We start from the raw sequence: 17211 nt of genomic DNA on the forward strand, positions 1-17211 counted from the left end.
CCAACTGACACGAGAGCCGCGCAGCCGGACGTAGAGCGGTCGCTCTACGCGGTGGATTGTAGCATGCCCTGTGGCATCCGACAATCCGCCGTCCCCGGCTGCCTACCCGAAAGGCAGCAGTATGTTAACCGAACCGGAGCCGGTCCCCCGCCGCGTCCAGCGGCGGTATGACCGGCTCGCCGTCCTCGATCACATCGCCACTTTCCAGCAGCAGCACGCCGCGTCGCCCTCGCAGCGGATCATCGCCCGCGCGCTGGGGATGTCGGCGCCCTCGGTCGCCCACAACGCCCTGCATGGCCTGGAGCGCGCCGGTCTGCTCCGCATCACGGTGACGCAGCCGGGCTGGCCCGCGAAGCTGGAGATCACGCCCGCCGGCCGGGAGCGCCTCCAAGCCTGGCGGGCGGCGCGCGCCACGCCATCGGCAGATGACGGAGGTGCCGCATGAGCCCTCCCTGCCAGCTCCACGCGCCGTCGGGATGCGCTGCACCCTCCAGCATCGCGACGTGCGTTCCGGGCCGCAGCCATGCCCACCCCCCGACGATCCCGCCGCACGTGCTCGCGATTGGATCTACCGGGCTGCACGCCGCGTTGCGCGCGGCAGGTGTCGCCGTCAGCCCGGTGCCGACGCTCCTCGACGGCTATGATCGGGCCGTCCGCCGCCTGGCCGCCGCCGCGCCGCCGCGCCTGACGCTCATCCTGCTCGATCTCCACGCCCACGCGCCGGGCTTTCCGGAGCTGGCCGCGCCGCAGCTCGCCGCCGTGCTTGCTGAGCAGATGACGCGCGGCGCGCTCCACCCGGCCTGGCTCATCGGCCTGACGAGCACGCCGGCCCCCGATCTCGACGCCGAGGCGTACCTGGCCGGCTGCCACCTCGTGCTGCATCGCCCGCTGACCCCGGCCATGCGGGCGCGCCTCGCGCGGCTCGCGACCTATCCGGCCGCGCTCCCGCCCACCGACCGGGCGACGCAGGCGTATCAGCGGGCCGCGCTGCGCGTCGTGCACGCCGTCGAGGCGGCGCAGGTCCCGCTCTGGAGCGCGGCGGATGTGGCGCTGCTGCTCGGCTGGCTCACGCCCTACCCGCTCCGGCGGGCGACGCGGGCGCAGCCGCAGCAGCAGGCGGCGGCGCGGCGGCTCGTCCGCGCGCTGGGCGGTGCCCGCGCGGCCCATCGACGGCTGCACCAGATCGCCGCGTCCTGGCGGGTGCGCGCGCCACTCCACGCCGAGGTGCTGACCTTGTTCCTCCAGGGCTGGGAGCGGCGGGCGATCGTACGGAGCTATGTCGACCGGGGCCTCTACGAGGATACCCGCATCTATATCGTGATCAACGAACTGCCACAGCGGATCGCCGCCGAGCTGCGGCTGGCGCAGGCGCGTGAGGAGGATGCCTAGATGCTCGCACGAACCCCTGACCACACCCCCCCGCTCATGACGCTGGACTGGACGCCGCTCGTCGGCATGACCGGGGTCTTTCTCTACGCCTATCTCACCGATCTGGGGGCGCACCAGCAGGCACAGCGCCGGACGCCTGCGACACCCGCTCCAGCGGTGCTCCAGGCGCGGCTGGGCCTCCCCGAGCCGTGGCAGGTCGTCGGGTCGCTGTACCTGCTGACCGCTGCGGGGCTGCTCCAGCGCCCGCCGTGGGTGCCGCCCCACGCCGCGCCCGCTGCCGACCCGGCGCCGCGCGTGCTCGACTGGGACACGCTGGATCGGGTGCTCACGGCGCTGATGCCTGCGCTCGATCCGACGCACCCGGAGCACGCCATTGGCCAGGCGGCGGTGCGGGTGCTGAGCCAGGGCGGGATCTTGCAGAACGCGGAGCCCGCGTATCGCTTCTACGCCGACGGCGCGTGGCCCGATCTCGTGCCGCGTCTGCTGAACGATGCGCGCTGGACGCGGCTCTTTACGCAGCTCCATGGGACCGCAGCCTTGCGCGTGTATCGCCGCCGGGCGCGGGCCTGGGTGGCGCAGGCGCAGCGCGCGCGGGCACGGCAGCAGCAGGCGCAGCGCCCGGATGAGGAGCCGGAGGATGGAGACGGCGGCACGGGCGGGGCGGGGAGCAGCGATCCCGGTGGAGCGGCGCTCCCGCCTACCGCCGCGCCGGAGACGAGTCCCACGACCGAGGCGCGTGCCGCCAGGGGTAGTGCCGCCGTCGCCGATCTGTCGCCACTCTGTCGCCGTTGTGTCGCCAGTGTGTCGCCGCCTGTCGCTCGTGATCCCGATCCACGAGCGACACCCCGTACGCTGTCGCTGCCGGATCAGCCGCGTGTCGCTCGTGATCCCGATCCACGAGCGACACCCTCCAACGTGTCGCTGGCGGATCATCAGCGTGTCGCTCGTGATCCCATTCCACCAGCGACACCCCGTACGCTGTCGCTGGCGGATCAGCGACCTGTCGCTCGTGATCCTGATCCGCGAGCGACACGATACGTTGATCGGCCCCAGGAGCCGCCCGCGCAGGTGTCGCTGGCGGATCGGGACGTGTCGCTCCCGGATCGATCGTTAACGGAGGAATCGTTAACGACTCAGGATTCAGACAACGACACGATCGACGATTCCGCCAGCGACACGCTGCTGTCCATCGCGCGACACCTGCGCGCGGAGGAGCTCGCCAGCACGCGGCAGGACCTGGCCTTCTGGCGCGAGGTCCACCGCATCCTGAGTGGCAGCGACACGCGCTACCCGCACACGCCGGGCGAGAAGAAGGCCGCCGAGCGCCGCTTCAAGCGCCAGCAGATCCCCGTCGGCGTCGTGCTGGCCGCGCTCCGAGCGGTCATGGCGCTCCCGCCCCCGCTGCGGCCTTGCACCTTCGGCGACGCGATCACCAGCGACACCTTCCAGGCGGGCGTGCAGCAGGCATGTGCGCTCGTGCCGACGCTGCTCCCGCAGCCGCCTACAGGCCGCGACTGGCATGCCTTGCTGCACGCCTACCGCACCGTCGGGCGAGTGGTTGGGCTGCGGGACGTTGGCCGCGCCGACTATGTGACGCTCCACGCGCTCTTTGCATCCCAGCCGGATGGGTGCTGGCAGGCAATCGAGCGCTGGCGGGATCACCCCCCGCCGCGCGTCTCGCCCGCTGCCCTCCGCCGCGCGGTCACGCGCGCGACACGTCCAGAGCAGCCGCCGCTGCCGTTAGCTGACTGGCCCGCGCGCGCTGCTGACGATCCCCGCCGCGCGCTGCTGAAGGAGGCTGGGGTCAGCGTGACGCTGCTCACGCCGGACATGACCGCGGACTACCTGCGGGCCTGGATCGCCGAGGCCGACGCCCGCGCGGACGCGCTGCACAACCGTGCCGCCTGGCTGACCTGGGGCATCCGCTCCGGGCAGTTCCCGCACGCGCATCCGCAGCTCCGAGCGCGGCGTGCAGCCCACCCGCAAGCGCCGCCCCCGCCCCCGCCACCCCCACCCACGCCGATCTCCGCGGAGCAGCAGGCGTGGCAGCAGCTCTGGAGCACGGTGCAGCGGCGGCTGTCGGAGCACGTGCCCGCGCAGGACTACGCGACCTGGCTGCACGAGACGGCGCTGCTCGAGCTTGCGTCAGGCGAGGCGATCGTCGGCACGCCCAACATCTTTGCCCGCGACAAGGTGGCGGCGACGTACGCGCCGCTGATCGCCCAGACCTTGCAGCAGCAGACGCGGCAGCCCATCCGGGTGCAGGTGGTGCTGGAGCAGGGGCTGGCGTCCGGCGGCTGGCGATGACACGCAACGTCTCCTGCCCGACCACGGCCCGCGCGCTGCTCGCGGACGACCGCCTGGTCATCCTGGCGACCGAGCCACGCGGTCGCGGGCTGGGGGCGGTGGCGCTCCTCGACCGGCACGGCCACGTGCTGCTGCACACGCGCATCCGGCCCGCGTGCCCGGACGCGCCGCCGCTCGCTGGCGTGTGGCCGCCGCTCGCGGCGCTGCTCACGGGCCGGATCGTCGGGAGCGCGCACCTGGCCCGCGACCGCCGCCTGTTGCGGCAGACTGCCCGACGGCTTGGTGCCACGCTGCTGTATAGCGACTGGCGCTCGCTCGCTGAGCTGGCCTGCCGCGCACCCGCCCAGGCGCACCGGGAGCGGATACCGCCGATCCCCGTGCCCCACGCGGCCCTCGCCGAGGCCCATGCCGCGCTCGACGCCCTGCGCGCGGTCGCGGCTCCCCCGCTGACCGTTCCGCCGCCCCGTCATGTCTTCTGGAGGTATCTCTGATGATCACTGCTGAACTGACCACCCCGCCGCTGCTGCTGACCAGCGCCGAGCGCGCCGCGCTGCGTGAGGCCGCGCCCGGCGACCATCCACTCCTTGATGCCGCCGCGCAGCAGGCCGACGCATTGCCCCTGTTCCTGACCCAGCTCGCCGAGCTGCTGCGGGCCGGTCAGGCGGATCTGGCCCTGGCCCAGCTCGATGCCGCGCTCGCGCCGGTTGCCGCGCTGGATGGGAATGCGGACGGCCTGACAGCGACGCTGGGCGAGCTGATGACCGCCTGGGCGACGCTCATGCCGCGCTGTCCCGACGGCAGGCTGCCCGTGGCGGTGCTCACCGATCCCGGCGCGCTGCGGTCGCTGGCAGACGCTGCCGAGGCCGTGAGCGAGCACGCGCAGGAGCTGGCGCTGCGGCTGGCGGATCGGGCGCGGCTGCTCGACGAGCGGCTGCCGGGCTAGGGGAGACGAGATGCGTTCCTGCTTCATGCTGATCGTGCTCCTCAGCACCCTGTTCCTCCCGGCTCCGAGCATTGCCGCCGCGCCGCCCGTCGCCAATCCCCTGGTCGCCGATCCCCACGCGCTGCGCGTGCGCATGACCGAGGCCGGGCTTCAGCAAATCGACGCGGCGGCGCTCGCAGCCGCAGGCTGGGATCTGGCGACTCTCGATCCCAGCCGTATCCACCTGTGGCAGCACGGCCAGGAGGTGCCCCTGGACATCCACGACGGCGGCGATGGCCGCCTGGATGTGGGTGATGTGCTTCAGTTCATCGGCCACCTGAACCCGAGTCGGTATAGCCGCGAGTCGGTGTCCTGGCTGTCCCTGGAGGACACGCCAGGGCTGCGCGGCACGCCCCAGCTTGCGCCGGGCGACCCGATCCGCTGGGAAGAGGACGTGCTCTACCAGACGCGCTGGCCGTCGCTGCGTGGCGACCGCTGGTATGGCCGGGAGCTGGTCCGCGGGACGGATCGCGATCGGACCAGCATCGCGCTGACGCTGCCCGTGAGCGCGCCTGCCGGGACGCGCATCCAGCTCGCCGTCGTCGGGACGCGGGCACAGCCGCACACGCTGACGCTCAGCGCCAATGGTCGCGCGCTCGATCCCCTGACCTGGCCGGGCACCGAGCCGTATCTGGGCACGGTGCTGCTCCCGTTCACGATCCTGCCGGGCGTGCTTCAGCTTGACGTAACGATTGCGAGCGACCAGCCTGATACGGTGCTGCTCGACTGGGTGGCGCTGCCCGACGTGCGGCCGGCCTATGCCGCGACGCCCCACACGCCAAGCGTCGAGCGTGGGCCGGGGTTCGATCCAGGCGCGGGACCAGCGCCGGGCCAATCCGGGGCGTCCTACCTGATCATCACCCACGCATCGCTGCGGAGCGCGCTCGACCCGCTGATCGTCGCGCACCAGCAGCGCGGCGACACCGTTGGTGTGGTCGACGTGCAGACGGCGTATGATGCCTGGGCCTGGGGCGAGCGCGATCCTGAAGCGATCCGCTCCCTGATCCGCGCGGCCGTCGCTACCTGGCAGCCAGCGCCGCGCGCCGTGCTGCTGGTTGGCGCGGGGAGCGTGCGCATGCGCGTCGATCCCGGCCAGGTGGACCCCACCCTGATCCCGCCCTACCTCGTGGACGCCGATCCGGTGCGCGGCGAGATCGCCTGTGACACCTGCTACACCCGTCTGGATACGGATGATCCGCTTGAGGATCTGCTGCCGGAGCTGCCGATCGGACGGCTGCCGGCCCGCACCTTGGGAGAGGCGCAGACGATCGTGCGCAAGACAGCGCAGTACCTCACCGCCCCGCCCGCGGGACCCTGGCGCACCCGGGCGCTGCTGCTGACCGACAACGACCGCGAGCCGGATGGTCGCCTCGATCCGGCCGGGAGCTTTGTGGCAACCGCGGAGACGGTCGTGTCCGTGCTGCCACGGGGCATGCAGATCCAGCGCTTCTTCTACGCCCCGGATCGCGTGACGGGGAACGGCTCCTACCGGAATGTCGCCGAGCTGCGCTGTCGTTTGATGCGGGCGCTCGACGGCGGATCGCGCTACGATACCGCGTGTCCGCCATTCTCGACGACCACGCCGACGGGCGCGGCGCTGTGGGTCTATGTCGGCCATGCCTCGCAGTGGCAGTGGGCGGCGACCACGCCCGACGCCCCGACGCCCTATCTGTGGTACGTGTACGACGCCGATGCCCGCACCAATGGCGATCGGCTGCCGATCCTCTTGAGTATGACCTGTTTGAGCGGCGACTGGGCGAATCCCGTGCTCATGACCACGGATGAGCGCCTCGTGCTGTGGCCGCAGGGCGGCGCGGTTGCCAGCCTGGCCGCGACGGGTGAGGGGGTAAATACGGCGCATGCGGTGCTGCTCCAGGGCCTGGTGCCGCGGCTCTTTGCCCAGGATGGGCGACGGCGGAGCTTGGGCGAAGCACATCTGGACGGGCTGCGCGTGGTGGTGCTGGCCGGCCACCATGATCTGGTCTTTAGTTTTGGCATTCTGGGCGATCCGGACGTGGCGCTGCCATTTGTGCCGACGTCGACCGCGTGGGTGCCGATCGCGAGGCGCTGATGGTCCTGGCTGTCCGCGACCTGGCACCGGCGCGCGATCACCGCCCCATCGTCTCGGTGTCGCTGATGTCCACGGTGGTCCGTCGGCGCTCGCTGATCCGCCGCCTGGAGGAGGCGGGCATTGGCTGCCATGTGCTCCTGCTCCAGTGCGATCACGAGGACGTGCCACCTCCATCCGACGTGCCGCTGCTCCCACCCCTCACGGGTCCCCTGCTGCTCGATACCGTCAGCATGCATCCGATCATGCAAGTCACGGTGCTCCACGAGCTGGCCACGCGGTATCCGCACGTGCCCACGCTGATCCTGACGCGGTCAGCGGATCGGGTGCTGCACCGCCTGGCGGCGAGCTGTCCGTCGGTCTATGCGGTGGCGTCGGAAACGGTGCCGTCTGCGGATCTCGTGCTGTGGCTGCGGCACTGTGGCGCCGTCGGCCCGGCCCGGGCCCCGCAGGTCCGACCCGCCTATCTGGACGTGTCCGCCCCGCCGTTCACGGCGGTCGATCCCAGGTTCCTGGCGATCCTGGTGGCCCTGGCGCATGCCCCGAGCATTGAGCGGGCGGCTGCGATCTCACTACTGCCAGAGCGGACGTTCTATCGGAAACTGCGCCAGTTGCGGCTGGCCTGCAACGTGCCAGCCCGGATGTATCGTGGCCGGGCGTCCGCGCTGCTGCACCTGCTGTTGGACGCCTTGGCAGCGCCACCGGCGCACCCGTAGCTCCTCCACGGGACCCTGATCATCGTCCGCTCGGGCACCCCCACCGATGATGGCGTGCTCCATCAGGGTCGCCCTGCGACGCGCTTCCTCAGCTCGGCACTCGGTCAGATCCTCGCTGCTCCCCACCCGCTCCCTATCCCCCAACGGTCCCGGACGCAGCGTAGGCCATCACCGGCGCATCTTGGCAGCTAACTGATCCCCCAGCCCGCCATTCCTTCGCTATCCTGACGGTAGCGATCCGCGCAAGGGGGCGAACGTGGAATCATCGTATGTTGGTGTCACCGTTGCCGATCCGACGGTGGAACTGGAATGGGTGCGGCTGATTGCGCGCGCGCAATTTCGGCCCTCTGTGCTCGCCGTGGACCAGGAACTGCCACGCACGGTCGCGGTGGCGGCCCTGGTCGTCGTGCTGGATCTCCACCACCCGCCCGTGCCGTATGGCTTCTGGCTCGGCCGCGTGGCGCAGCCGGTCGTGCTCATCACGCCCCATATCGTCGCCGCCCAAACGCTGTGTCCCTCTGTGCCGCGGCTCGCGGCGATTGTCGATCCGGTGCTGGCCCTACGGTACGTTGGGGATGTGCTGAAGATGGTGCCGCGCATGACGGCTGGCACGCTCGTGCTGCCCGACGTCAGTGCCCCGGTCCAGCGGTGGCATTGGCACGGAGGTGCTGCATGACGCTGCGCTCGTGTGTGTCCCCGCCCACGGCCGTACCCTTCCCGCTGGCATTCACCGTCGCGTATGACCTGTTTCGCCGCGCCGCCCAGTTTCGCCGGCACGCGCTCCTCACGCAGGCAGACGACGCTGAGGATCTACGGCCCCAGCTCTGGAGCAATGCCGAGGCGAGCATCCTGGTGCTGGAGACGATCCTGACCGGCCTGATCGAGGACACGGGGCCGGACCACCTCGTGGCGCTGACCGAGTCGGTGACGCTGCTGCTGGATGCCCTCACCACCACCATTACGTCCATGATCCCGCCGGAAGGGAGCGTGGTCGCGATTGCCAATCAGCTCCAGCGGCAGTGCTGGCTGCCGCACCGACCAGCCGTGACGCTGCTCCAGACCCTGCTAGTGGTCGTGATGACGGCGGTCAATGATGGCGCGCTCTCGATGGTGGTGACGTTGCCCCGCGATGGGGCCGAGACGGTGGTCATTACGGTGGATTCCGATGCGGCTGGCCTGGCACGGGAGGCGCATGCCGCCGCGCGAGCGCGCTTAAGGGACGAACTTTCTGCGATCGGCGGGTCCCTGGAACTGGAGCGCCGCGTGCATCACTGGCGCGTGCAGGTCTGCGTCCCAGATGTCAGCCAGCCGACGTAACGACCTCTGGGAGGATTGGTATGCTCGATGTCCCAGCCGCTCAGCGCGGCCCGCGCGCCTCGCTTTTGACCTTGATCCATCCGCGCAAGCGGACCCGTCCGCTGCTGCTGGCCCTGATCCTCGGCTTCCTCCTCGGTGGCCTCCTGATGGTCAGTGCTGGGATGCCCCTCTCCGGCGCGACCCTGCTGACGCTGGGTCTGCTGGCCTATCCCGCATTCTTGAAATGGCGCGATGATGTTGCACGATGGGGCGCGCCGCTGACGGCCCTGTCCATGTTACTGGCGCTCCAGGGGTTTCATACCTTTGAACACATCGCGCAGTATGTGCAGTTCCACTATCTTGGGTGGCCCGGGAAAGCGGCCGGTGGTCTTCTGGCGGCTGCCAACGTCGAGACGGTTCACTTCTTCTGGAACTGGGCGGTATGTTTGTCGGTGCTCTGGATCTTGAACCAGGGCCTGCGCCATCCGTGGGGCTATGTGATGTTCGCCTGGTCGTTCGCCCACTCGCTGGAGCATACGTATCTGTTCATCACGTACCTGGACGCCGTGCTGGTCTTGTGGTCCCAGGACGTGTCGCTGGCGTTTGCCCAGGGCTTGCCGGGCATCTTGGGCCGCCACGGCTGGCTCGAAACCGCGGGCTGGCAATACGCCCCAACGGCGTTGCTCTGTCAGCTCGCGCCGCCGCTGGTGAGCGCGCCGCGTATTAGCGTGCATTTCTGGTGGAACATGGGCGAAGTCGCCTTGTTACTCCCGTTTGCCCACGCCGTCATGCGCCGCCATGGGGCGCAGATGGCCAACGCCGGTACCCCCTAAAAGGAGTTTGCTGTGCCACATCGTCTTCGTCGTTTCCCGTCCTTCAAGCTGCTGCCGGTGCTGATCCTCCTTGCGGTGCTGCTCGGTCTGAGTAGCTACCCGCTCACGGCGGTCCAGGCCCAGCTTGACACCAACCAGCCGTCGCTGGCCTACGCCTCAACCGTGCCGTGTATCCGCGCTGGGGCGGATCTTGGTCAGCCATCCCATGTCTCGCCCCGCTTCGCCACCACCTGCTTTGGCTCCCGGTGGTCGCCGGGTGGCTATACCGATCCCAGCGTCTCGAACCAGGGCGACGCGATCCCCGGCGATCCCGCCGTCCTGGAGTTTGGGGACGGCAAGCCCGACGCGCCCGGCGAGCCGGGCCACCTCACGCTGTCCACGCTTGGCGAGGCCGGGGCCGTGTATGGCGTGGCCTACAGCAGTGGACAACATGGAGCGGCGCCAGCAGGAGCCGCGCGGCAATCTCGCCTGTTTGTGGGGGCGTTCACCAAGCGCGTGACGCGCTTCGGCACGGCGGGTCCCGGTGGGATTTATGTCGTCAACCGCTCGACCGGCGCGACGACGCCCTACGTCGTCGTCCCCGATGTCGTCCCCGGTCCCAATGGCGTGCCTGGCGATCCCGGCGACGGCAGCGCGGCGGCGTTCCCCAATGGCCTGGCTTACACGCCGCAGAACGGCGGGTTGCATACCCAGTTCCAGGATCAGACGGTGCTGAATTACACCAGCAAGACCAGCCTCGGCGACGTCGAGATCGACGCCGACGAGCGGTTCTTATACGCGGTGAATTTGAACACGCGGCGGATCTATCGGTTCGATACCTGGAGCGCCGATCCCCAAAGTACCCTCACGATCCTCCCGCAGGTGCCGAATCCGGGGATCTGCGCGAGCGGCCAACAAGATTTCCGTCCCTTCGCGCTGCACGTGACTCGGATCTCGATCTATCTCGGCTACACCTGCTCGGCGGAGAGCACGGGCGACCGCGCGCACCTCTCGGCGGGCGTGTGGCGCTATGATCTGGGCACGAGCACATGGGCAGCAGCCCCAGCGGTCGCCTTCAACCTGCGCGACTACGACGCGCAGCGCGGCGATTTCTCGGGCCTGTCGCTCGCCTGGTTGCCCTGGGACACGCAATTTGCATCGGTCCATCCGCTGCCGCTCCTGACCGGGATTACGGTGGATGAGCAGGGCGGGATGGTGCTGGGGCTGCGCGATCGCTACGGCGATAACGGCACCTCGTATCTCATCCCCAGCCAGCAGGGCCGTGGCTTCGGCGATCTGCTGCGCGCGGAGCCAGCGGGCACCGGGCAGTGGAGCGCGCCGACGACCGGCACCGAAGTGTACGCCGACGACGATCCCCAGACCCATAATGAGCGGTCATGGGGTGCGCTGGCCTATGTGCCAGGACGGCATGACGGCAGCTATGGCGGCGAGGTGCTGACGAGCTTCCTGACGCCCTATCAGCTCAACGCAGCTGGTATGGCCTGGTATGACGCCGCCGGCGGCAATCCGACCGCCCGCGAAGAGCTGTATAACGCGACCAACGACAACACCTTTGCCAAGACCGCCGGGCTCGGCGATGTCGAGCTGCTCTGCCCCTGGCGGGCGATCGGCGACCGGGTGTGGCTGGACGCCAACGCCAACGGCATCCAGGACGGCGGCGAGAGCGACATTCAGGGTGTGCGCGTGCAGCTCTTCGCTGCCGGCGACACCGCGTTCGCGACGCCGCTCGCAACGGTGACGACGGGCAGTGTTGCTGGGATGTCCGGGAACTGGCGCATGTACGTCAGTCCCTGGCAGAGCTACGTCGCGCGGATCGACCCGGTGATGTTTCAGCCCGGGCAGCCGCTGGCGGGTCTGCGCGTGACGCTGGCGGATCGCGGTGGCAATGATGGCCTGGATAGCGATGCGTCGCAGGCCGGCGTCATCACCATTCCGAGCGCCGGGAATGGCGATCTGAACGTCAGCTTCGATGTCGGGTTGACCACGCAGCCGGTGATCGGCGACCGGGTCTGGCGGGATGCTGACGGCGACGGCGTGCAGGATGCTGGAGAAACCGGGATCGCCGGTGTCACCATCGAACTCCTGAACGCGAGCGGCGTGGTGGTCGGCACCACGACGACCGACGCCAGCGGCCTGTATGCGTTTGACGTGCAGCCGAACACGGCTTACACCGTGCGCCTGGCGGCCTCGAACTTCGCCGCCGGTGGGCCGCTGGCCGGCCTGATTCTGTCGCCGCAGAACCGTGGGGGGAATGACGCGAGCGACAGCGATGCCGATCAGATCAGCCGGACGATCTCCGTTCCAGGGCAGCCAGCGGGTACCTCGAATATGACGTTCGATGTCGGCGTGATGGCGGCGATGCTCGCCAACGGCACCGTCGGGAACGACGTCTGGAACGACGACGGCGATGGTCGTCAGGAAACCGGGGAGCCCGGCATCCCAGGCGTCACCGTGCGCTTGATTGATACGGCTACGGGGGCGGTGGTGGCGACCACGACCACCAGCGCGTCGGGCCAGTATCTGTTTCCGAACGTCGTGCCGGGGACCTACGTGGTCGCGTTTGTCCCGCCGAGTGGCGCGACGGCGGCGCCGCGCGACGCGAGCGGTGTGGCGGATGATCTGGACAGCGATGCGGATGCCACCACGAGCTGGCGGACGCCGTCGTTCACGGTCATCGCCGACACCAACAATCAGACGCTCGACCTGGGCCTGATCCTACCGGTCAACGTGCGGATCACCAAGACCGCGCCGGCAACGGTGGTGGTGGGCCAGACGCTCACTTACACGCTGAGCTACACCAATGATGGTCCGGGCATCGCCCAGGGCGTCGTCGTGAGCGATACCCTGCCGAGCGGCCTCACGTTCGTCTCGGCGACGCCCGCGCCGACGAGCCAGGCCGGGCAGACCCTGAGCTGGACCATCGGCACGCTGACGTCCGGGCAGTCGGGGACGATCACCGTGCAGACGACGGTCAACGCGAATGCCCCGGCGACGCTGACCAACACCGCGCGGATCGCCACCACCAGCAGCGACACGACGCCGGGCGACAACACCTCCAGTACGACGACGGCGGTGCAGCGGGTCAACGTGCGCATTCAGAAGGCCGGGCCGGCGAGTGCCGTGGCGGGTGGTCAGCTCAGCTATACGCTGGACTATGCCAACACCAGCGCGGTCGACGCGGCTGGGGTGGTCGTGAGCGACACGCTGCCGAGTGGCCTCATGTTTGTGTCGGCCACGCCCGCGCCGACGAGCCAATCCGGTCAGGTGCTGACCTGGACGATCGGCAGTATCCCGGCGGGCGCGTCGGGCCGGATCACACTGGTGGTTCGGAGTGACGCCGCGACGCCCAACGGCACGCAGGTAACCAATACGGGTCGGATCGCAACCACCACGCCGGGCGATGATCCGAGCGATAACACGTCAAGCGTCTCCACCACCCTGACCAATTCGACGGCGGTCCAGCTCGCGTATTTCCAGGCGAAACAGCAAGCCGGTGGCGTCGTGGTGCGCTGGGGCACGCTGAGCGAGCAGGACACCAGGGAATTCAAGATTCTGCGTGGCACCACGCCGGATCGGTCCACGGCGACCGCGCTGACGTCGGTCGCCTCCAAGGGCAGTCAGGGCGGTGATTACACATGGACGGACACGGACGCGCCCGCGACCGGCCTGCTCTACTACTGGCTGGTCGAGGTCGAACTGACCGGGACGGAGAATCCCTACGGCCCGGCCACCGCTGGCACCGCCACCGTCCATATCCCGATGGCCCGCTAACACCGTTCCTGCCGCTGGGCTGATCCTGGATGATCAGCCCAGCCGCTGCTGCCCGCCACGGGCACTGTTCTAGAGGAGATGCGCTTGTGTCTGTCCCGAAGCTTCCCATCCTGCCGCGCCGCCTGCTCCTGAGCGGCGGTGTGACCTGCCTCTGTCTGCTGACGCTGCTGGTGGGGTTCCTCCCCGCAGCAGCGGCGCCTGACCGGCCGCTGTCGATTTCCCCAACCGCCACCCCGCCCGCGCCGACCGCCGTGCCGACGGATGATCCCGTGGCATCGCCGTCGCCGTCGCCATCGCCGCCTGCCGCGACGGCGGTGCCCACGGCGGTGCCGACCGCCGTCCCGACGACCGCGCCGTCGCCATCGCCTGCGCCACCTCGTCCTGATCCGCCGGACGCTGCCGATCCGCCGACGCCGGTCCGCTCCCCGACGGCAACCCCGCTGCCGCCGGCGCCAACACCCGTGCCGCCCGCCGCTGACGTGACGATCGCGAAGCAGGCCGATCGGGCACGCGTCAAACCGGGCGAGACCGTGCGCTATACGCTCCTCGTGCGCAATGTGGGGAGCGGCGTTGCCCGCGATGTGGTGGTCACGGACACCGTCCCGGACGCGCTGGAGGTCGTCGATCTGCACAGCAGCAGGGGGGAGATCGTCGTCAGCGGGCAGACCGTGACGGCGTATCCGTCCCTGCTGGAGCCGGGCGACACCGTCACGATCACGATTACGGCGCGGGTCCGTCCCAATGTCCCTGCTGGCGCGATCACGAACGTGGCCGTCGTGACCAGCAGCTCCGAGGGCGATCGGCCACACGACAACAATACGAGCAGCGTGAGCACGGAGCTGGTGCCACCGGCGGCGGCGCAGCCCACGCCGAAGCCCACACCGAAACCAACGCCGAAGGCGACGCCCAAGGCCACGAGCACGCAGACGACGCAGGTCACGCCCAGGCACGCCCCGCAGCCGCTCCTGCCGGAGGCGAGCGATCCGCTGGCGCGCGCGTCCTGGACCCTGCGCCTGCTGCCCTGGGTGCTCCTGGTGGCCGGGGGGACGATCGGGGGCGCGTGGGCCTGGCGACGGCGGGCGGGCCGTCTGGCAACGGCGGCGCTCCCGCACGCCGCCGCCCCGCCGCGGCGAACCGCCGCGCCTGCCCCGGTCCTGGCTACCCCGCCGGCACCGCGCGCATCTGGGCCAGCGCCTGAGCTCGGCCCGGCGCTGCCGCCGCCCACCCCGCCGGGCGCGCTGCCACCGCCCGCCGATCTGGATCGCGACCGCGCGCTCAGCGCCTAGCCTCCTGATGGACGATCGTCGTTCGCTGCGTGCAGGGTGGCTGCCCGGCCTCGGCCTGGGCGTTGCCATGCTGGTCGGGGCCGGGGTGTTCCTCCCGGCCCCGACCGCTCCGGCCTCCGAGGTCGATCCGCTCGCGGGGCTGCTGCTCCCCTGGTGGCTGCTGGGGGTCGCGTGCCTGCTGGGGGGCACGGTCCTCCAATCCCTGAGCGGCCTGCCGCCGTCGCGCGTGCCGGTCAGCGGCGCAGCTGCCGACGATCTGACCATTCCGCTGCTGGTGTGGGCGATCCCGCCCGACCCGCTCGACGACCTGACGATCCCCTACGCATGCACCCCATGAGGATACCGATGTTGCTGCGCTCGATCTCCATCCTGCTGCTGCTGGCGCTGCTGCTCGCCGGCTGTCAGACGCCGCTCACCGCGGGCGAGGCCCGCGCGACCGCCGTGGCGAGCGGGTGCTGGCCCTACGGCGTGCCGCAGCCGCAGCCCACGCCGACGCTGGCCGGTTTGCCCACGCCCACGACCGTGCCAGGTTCCGCGCCCACGGTAACGCCGACGGCCAATGTCTATCCGACCTGCACGCCCATTCCCGGCACGCCCACGGTGACTCCGATCCCGACCGTGCCGCCGACGCCCATTCCGGCAGCGACGCCCCAGGTGCCAGCGGCGATCGGCGGCCCGCAGGAGATCGGCGATGTGGGCGGCTTGGTGACGGCCTGGGGGCGCATGATCTGGAATCCCGTGCTGGCGGCGCATCCCAACGAGCCGACGGCGGCCATCGCCTGGATCAGCTACGGCAGCACGCCCGACGAGATCGATGGGCAGATCTGGGTGCGCGTCCAACAGCCGAGCGGCGTCTGGGGTGCCGCGCAGACCGTGAATATCGATCCCGTCGCCACGTTTTATGGCGGGCTGGGGCTGACCTTCACGCCGGATGGGACGCTGCATGTGATCTACGGCGGCGGCGGCAACGGCGAGGACGGGGATGATCAGATCGTCCAGGTCGAGAGCGCCGATCTGGGCGCGACCTGGAGCGAACCAGCAGCGCTGCCGGACCGGGGCAGCGTGCGCGCGCTGACGGGCGATGGTGCCGGGGGCTTGCATCTGCTGCTGGTGCTGCCGGAGCGCGACGGCGGCGATGCGGCGTATGCGTATCGTCCGCCGGATGAAGCAACCTGGCAGATCAGCGCGTATCTCGGCGGCATGCGCCAGGTCAACGGCTGGCTGAGCCTCCTGGAGCGGTCGGATGGCACGCTCCGGCGCGTCGTGCTGCTCAATGGGCAGGATGATCACGCGTATACCCATCTCAGCATCCTGTGGAGCGATGATGGCCACCGCTGGGCGCGCCAGCCGCTGGAGACGGGCCGCTACTTCGCAGATGAACAGATCGTGGCGACGAGCCTGCTGGTCGTGCCCCGTGGAGATGGGCTGATCGCGGCGGCCTGGGCGCAGACGCCCGGACCCGGCAACGCGCGCGGTGGGGCGTTTGCGGTCATCTCTACGGATGGGGGCAGCAGCTGGAGCCGGGAAGAGATCATCGCGCAGCACTACAGCGACGGGCGGCTCTTCGACGCGGATGGGCGCGGGCTGCCGGGCAGCTTCGAGCCGGCGCTGGTCTATGACGCGACCACGGATCGCGTGGTGGCGAGCTGGGTGGAAGAGGACATCGAACGACGCGGGGAGCAGTACGGCGCGCATATGCGGACCTTCCTGGCGTCGCGACCGCTCGACGCCGATGCGACCTGGCAGGACGCGATCACGCCCGATTGGACCGCCGAGATGCAGCCACCGCTGCTCGCCGACTGGGGGTTACGCGGGGCCGTGTGGGGCATACCGAGTGGTCGGCGGCACTGGCTGATCACCGTCGACGAGCGGAATGATCAGCACCGGATCTCGGTCCGTCCGCTGCGGCTGTCAGCGATCTTGGATGCAGGTCAGTCGTAGGTGGCCTGAAGATGTCGGATTCAGTTCCAGGAAGACGAATGCTCACGGCGAGATCGGGTGTTCGTCGTGAACTGGGACATCCGTCACGGGTGGCGGCGTGTCGAGACCTCACCCCTTGACACGCCGCCATAGCTGTTGAACCGTGCCCGCTGGCTGACAAATTGACGATCCTCACCGTGCTGGCGCGTGCCAGCACGGTGGAAGAAGCGGCGGCCAGTCCGCTCCCTAAGCGCACCTTCTATCGCCGACTGAGCGAACTCCGCGCGGCGCTGGGCCTACCGCCCGCCCCGCCAGACGCGCTTCCGCCCCAGGAAATGACCGGGGCGCGCAGAGCGGTTTCGGCCACTGCTGGATCATCAGGGGGCGTCCACTGTGCATGCGCTGCTCACCACATGTGACCACACGTTCATCCATGTGGGCTGGATCTATCGTCAGGCCCTCGAATCGCTTGATGTGTTCCAGGAACTCCCAGGATTGACGATTGCGCAGGGCGGATGAGGCGAACAACTCCATGTGTTGAAAGCCTGGCTCCATAGCTACTAGTTCTCTCCTTTAAGACCACGTTGGTTCCGCACCACCAACGTGGTCTTAAAGGAAATTACCACTTGCCACTGTTCCGATA

14 protein-coding genes are annotated in these 17211 nt (G+C 69.7%); all 14 read left to right on the plus strand.

Features of this window, described 5'->3' with window-relative positions:
• Positions 1 to 121: 121 nt before the first annotated feature.
• Positions 122 to 445, plus strand: coding sequence for a hypothetical protein (locus tag VFZ66_03495; protein HEX6288224.1), 324 nt, complete (start codon positions 122 to 124; stop codon positions 443 to 445).
• Positions 442 to 1389: a hypothetical protein gene (locus VFZ66_03500; protein HEX6288225.1), complete on the plus strand. Its 948-nt coding sequence runs from the start codon at positions 442 to 444 to the stop codon at positions 1387 to 1389. The genes VFZ66_03495 and VFZ66_03500 overlap by 4 nt, the downstream gene beginning before the upstream one ends.
• Positions 1390 to 3696 carry a DnaA N-terminal domain-containing protein gene (locus VFZ66_03505; protein HEX6288226.1) on the plus strand — a complete coding sequence of 769 codons (2307 nt, stop codon included), beginning with the start codon at positions 1390 to 1392 and terminating at the stop codon, positions 3694 to 3696. It abuts the gene before it with no gap.
• Positions 3693 to 4187 carry a hypothetical protein gene (locus VFZ66_03510; protein HEX6288227.1) on the plus strand — a complete coding sequence of 165 codons (495 nt, stop codon included), beginning with the start codon at positions 3693 to 3695 and terminating at the stop codon, positions 4185 to 4187. Before VFZ66_03505 ends, VFZ66_03510 begins: the two co-directional genes overlap by 4 nt.
• A complete protein-coding gene (locus VFZ66_03515; protein HEX6288228.1) occupies positions 4187 to 4639 on the plus strand; it encodes a hypothetical protein in 453 nt (150 codons plus the stop codon). The genes VFZ66_03510 and VFZ66_03515 overlap by 1 nt, the downstream gene beginning before the upstream one ends.
• A gap of 10 nt (positions 4640 to 4649) precedes the next feature.
• A complete protein-coding gene (locus VFZ66_03520) occupies positions 4650 to 6749 on the plus strand; it encodes a C25 family cysteine peptidase (GenBank protein ID HEX6288229.1) in 2100 nt (699 codons plus the stop codon).
• Positions 6749 to 7462 (plus strand): hypothetical protein, encoded by a 714-nt coding sequence (locus VFZ66_03525; protein HEX6288230.1) that lies wholly within the window; start codon positions 6749 to 6751, stop codon positions 7460 to 7462. Before VFZ66_03520 ends, VFZ66_03525 begins: the two co-directional genes overlap by 1 nt.
• Before the next feature lie 256 nt (positions 7463 to 7718).
• Positions 7719 to 8138, plus strand: coding sequence for a hypothetical protein (locus VFZ66_03530; protein HEX6288231.1), 420 nt, complete (start codon positions 7719 to 7721; stop codon positions 8136 to 8138).
• Positions 8135 to 8779 (plus strand): hypothetical protein, encoded by a 645-nt coding sequence (locus VFZ66_03535; GenBank protein ID HEX6288232.1) that lies wholly within the window; start codon positions 8135 to 8137, stop codon positions 8777 to 8779. Before VFZ66_03530 ends, VFZ66_03535 begins: the two co-directional genes overlap by 4 nt.
• A gap of 20 nt (positions 8780 to 8799) precedes the next feature.
• On the plus strand, positions 8800 to 9591 hold the full coding sequence (locus VFZ66_03540; GenBank protein ID HEX6288233.1) for a hypothetical protein: 792 nt from the start codon (positions 8800 to 8802) through the stop codon (positions 9589 to 9591).
• A gap of 12 nt (positions 9592 to 9603) precedes the next feature.
• Positions 9604 to 13362 carry an SdrD B-like domain-containing protein gene (locus VFZ66_03545; GenBank protein HEX6288234.1) on the plus strand — a complete coding sequence of 1253 codons (3759 nt, stop codon included), beginning with the start codon at positions 9604 to 9606 and terminating at the stop codon, positions 13360 to 13362.
• 86 nt (positions 13363 to 13448) lie between these two features.
• The gene (locus VFZ66_03550; protein HEX6288235.1) at positions 13449 to 14648 is read left to right on the plus strand and encodes a DUF11 domain-containing protein; all 1200 of its coding nucleotides are present in this window, start codon (positions 13449 to 13451) and stop codon (positions 14646 to 14648) included.
• An 85-nt stretch (positions 14649 to 14733) separates the two neighbouring features.
• The gene (locus VFZ66_03555; GenBank protein ID HEX6288236.1) at positions 14734 to 14985 is read left to right on the plus strand and encodes a hypothetical protein; all 252 of its coding nucleotides are present in this window, start codon (positions 14734 to 14736) and stop codon (positions 14983 to 14985) included.
• 8 nt (positions 14986 to 14993) lie between these two features.
• The gene (locus tag VFZ66_03560) at positions 14994 to 16589 is read left to right on the plus strand and encodes a sialidase family protein (protein HEX6288237.1); all 1596 of its coding nucleotides are present in this window, start codon (positions 14994 to 14996) and stop codon (positions 16587 to 16589) included.
• Positions 16590 to 17211 lie beyond the last annotated feature (622 nt).

Source organism: Herpetosiphonaceae bacterium (assembly GCA_036374795.1).
Classification (GTDB): Bacteria; Chloroflexota; Chloroflexia; order Chloroflexales; family Kallotenuaceae; genus LB3-1.

What these genes read in the sequence shown, in the direction of transcription:
- VFZ66_03525 (HEX6288230.1), top strand. Translation starts at nt 6,749, where the DNA reads ATGGTCCTGGCTGTCCGCGACCTGGCACCGGCGCGCGATCACCGCCCC.
- VFZ66_03560 (HEX6288237.1), top strand. Translation starts at nt 14,994, where the DNA reads ATGTTGCTGCGCTCGATCTCCATCCTGCTGCTGCTGGCGCTGCTGCTC.
- VFZ66_03495 (HEX6288224.1), top strand. Translation starts at nt 122, where the DNA reads ATGTTAACCGAACCGGAGCCGGTCCCCCGCCGCGTCCAGCGGCGGTAT.
- VFZ66_03520 (HEX6288229.1), top strand. Translation starts at nt 4,650, where the DNA reads ATGCGTTCCTGCTTCATGCTGATCGTGCTCCTCAGCACCCTGTTCCTC.
- VFZ66_03515 (HEX6288228.1), top strand. Translation starts at nt 4,187, where the DNA reads ATGATCACTGCTGAACTGACCACCCCGCCGCTGCTGCTGACCAGCGCC.
- VFZ66_03510 (HEX6288227.1), top strand. Translation starts at nt 3,693, where the DNA reads ATGACACGCAACGTCTCCTGCCCGACCACGGCCCGCGCGCTGCTCGCG.
- VFZ66_03505 (HEX6288226.1), top strand. Translation starts at nt 1,390, where the DNA reads ATGCTCGCACGAACCCCTGACCACACCCCCCCGCTCATGACGCTGGAC.
- VFZ66_03500 (HEX6288225.1), top strand. Translation starts at nt 442, where the DNA reads ATGAGCCCTCCCTGCCAGCTCCACGCGCCGTCGGGATGCGCTGCACCC.
- VFZ66_03535 (HEX6288232.1), top strand. Translation starts at nt 8,135, where the DNA reads ATGACGCTGCGCTCGTGTGTGTCCCCGCCCACGGCCGTACCCTTCCCG.
- VFZ66_03540 (HEX6288233.1), top strand. Translation starts at nt 8,800, where the DNA reads ATGCTCGATGTCCCAGCCGCTCAGCGCGGCCCGCGCGCCTCGCTTTTG.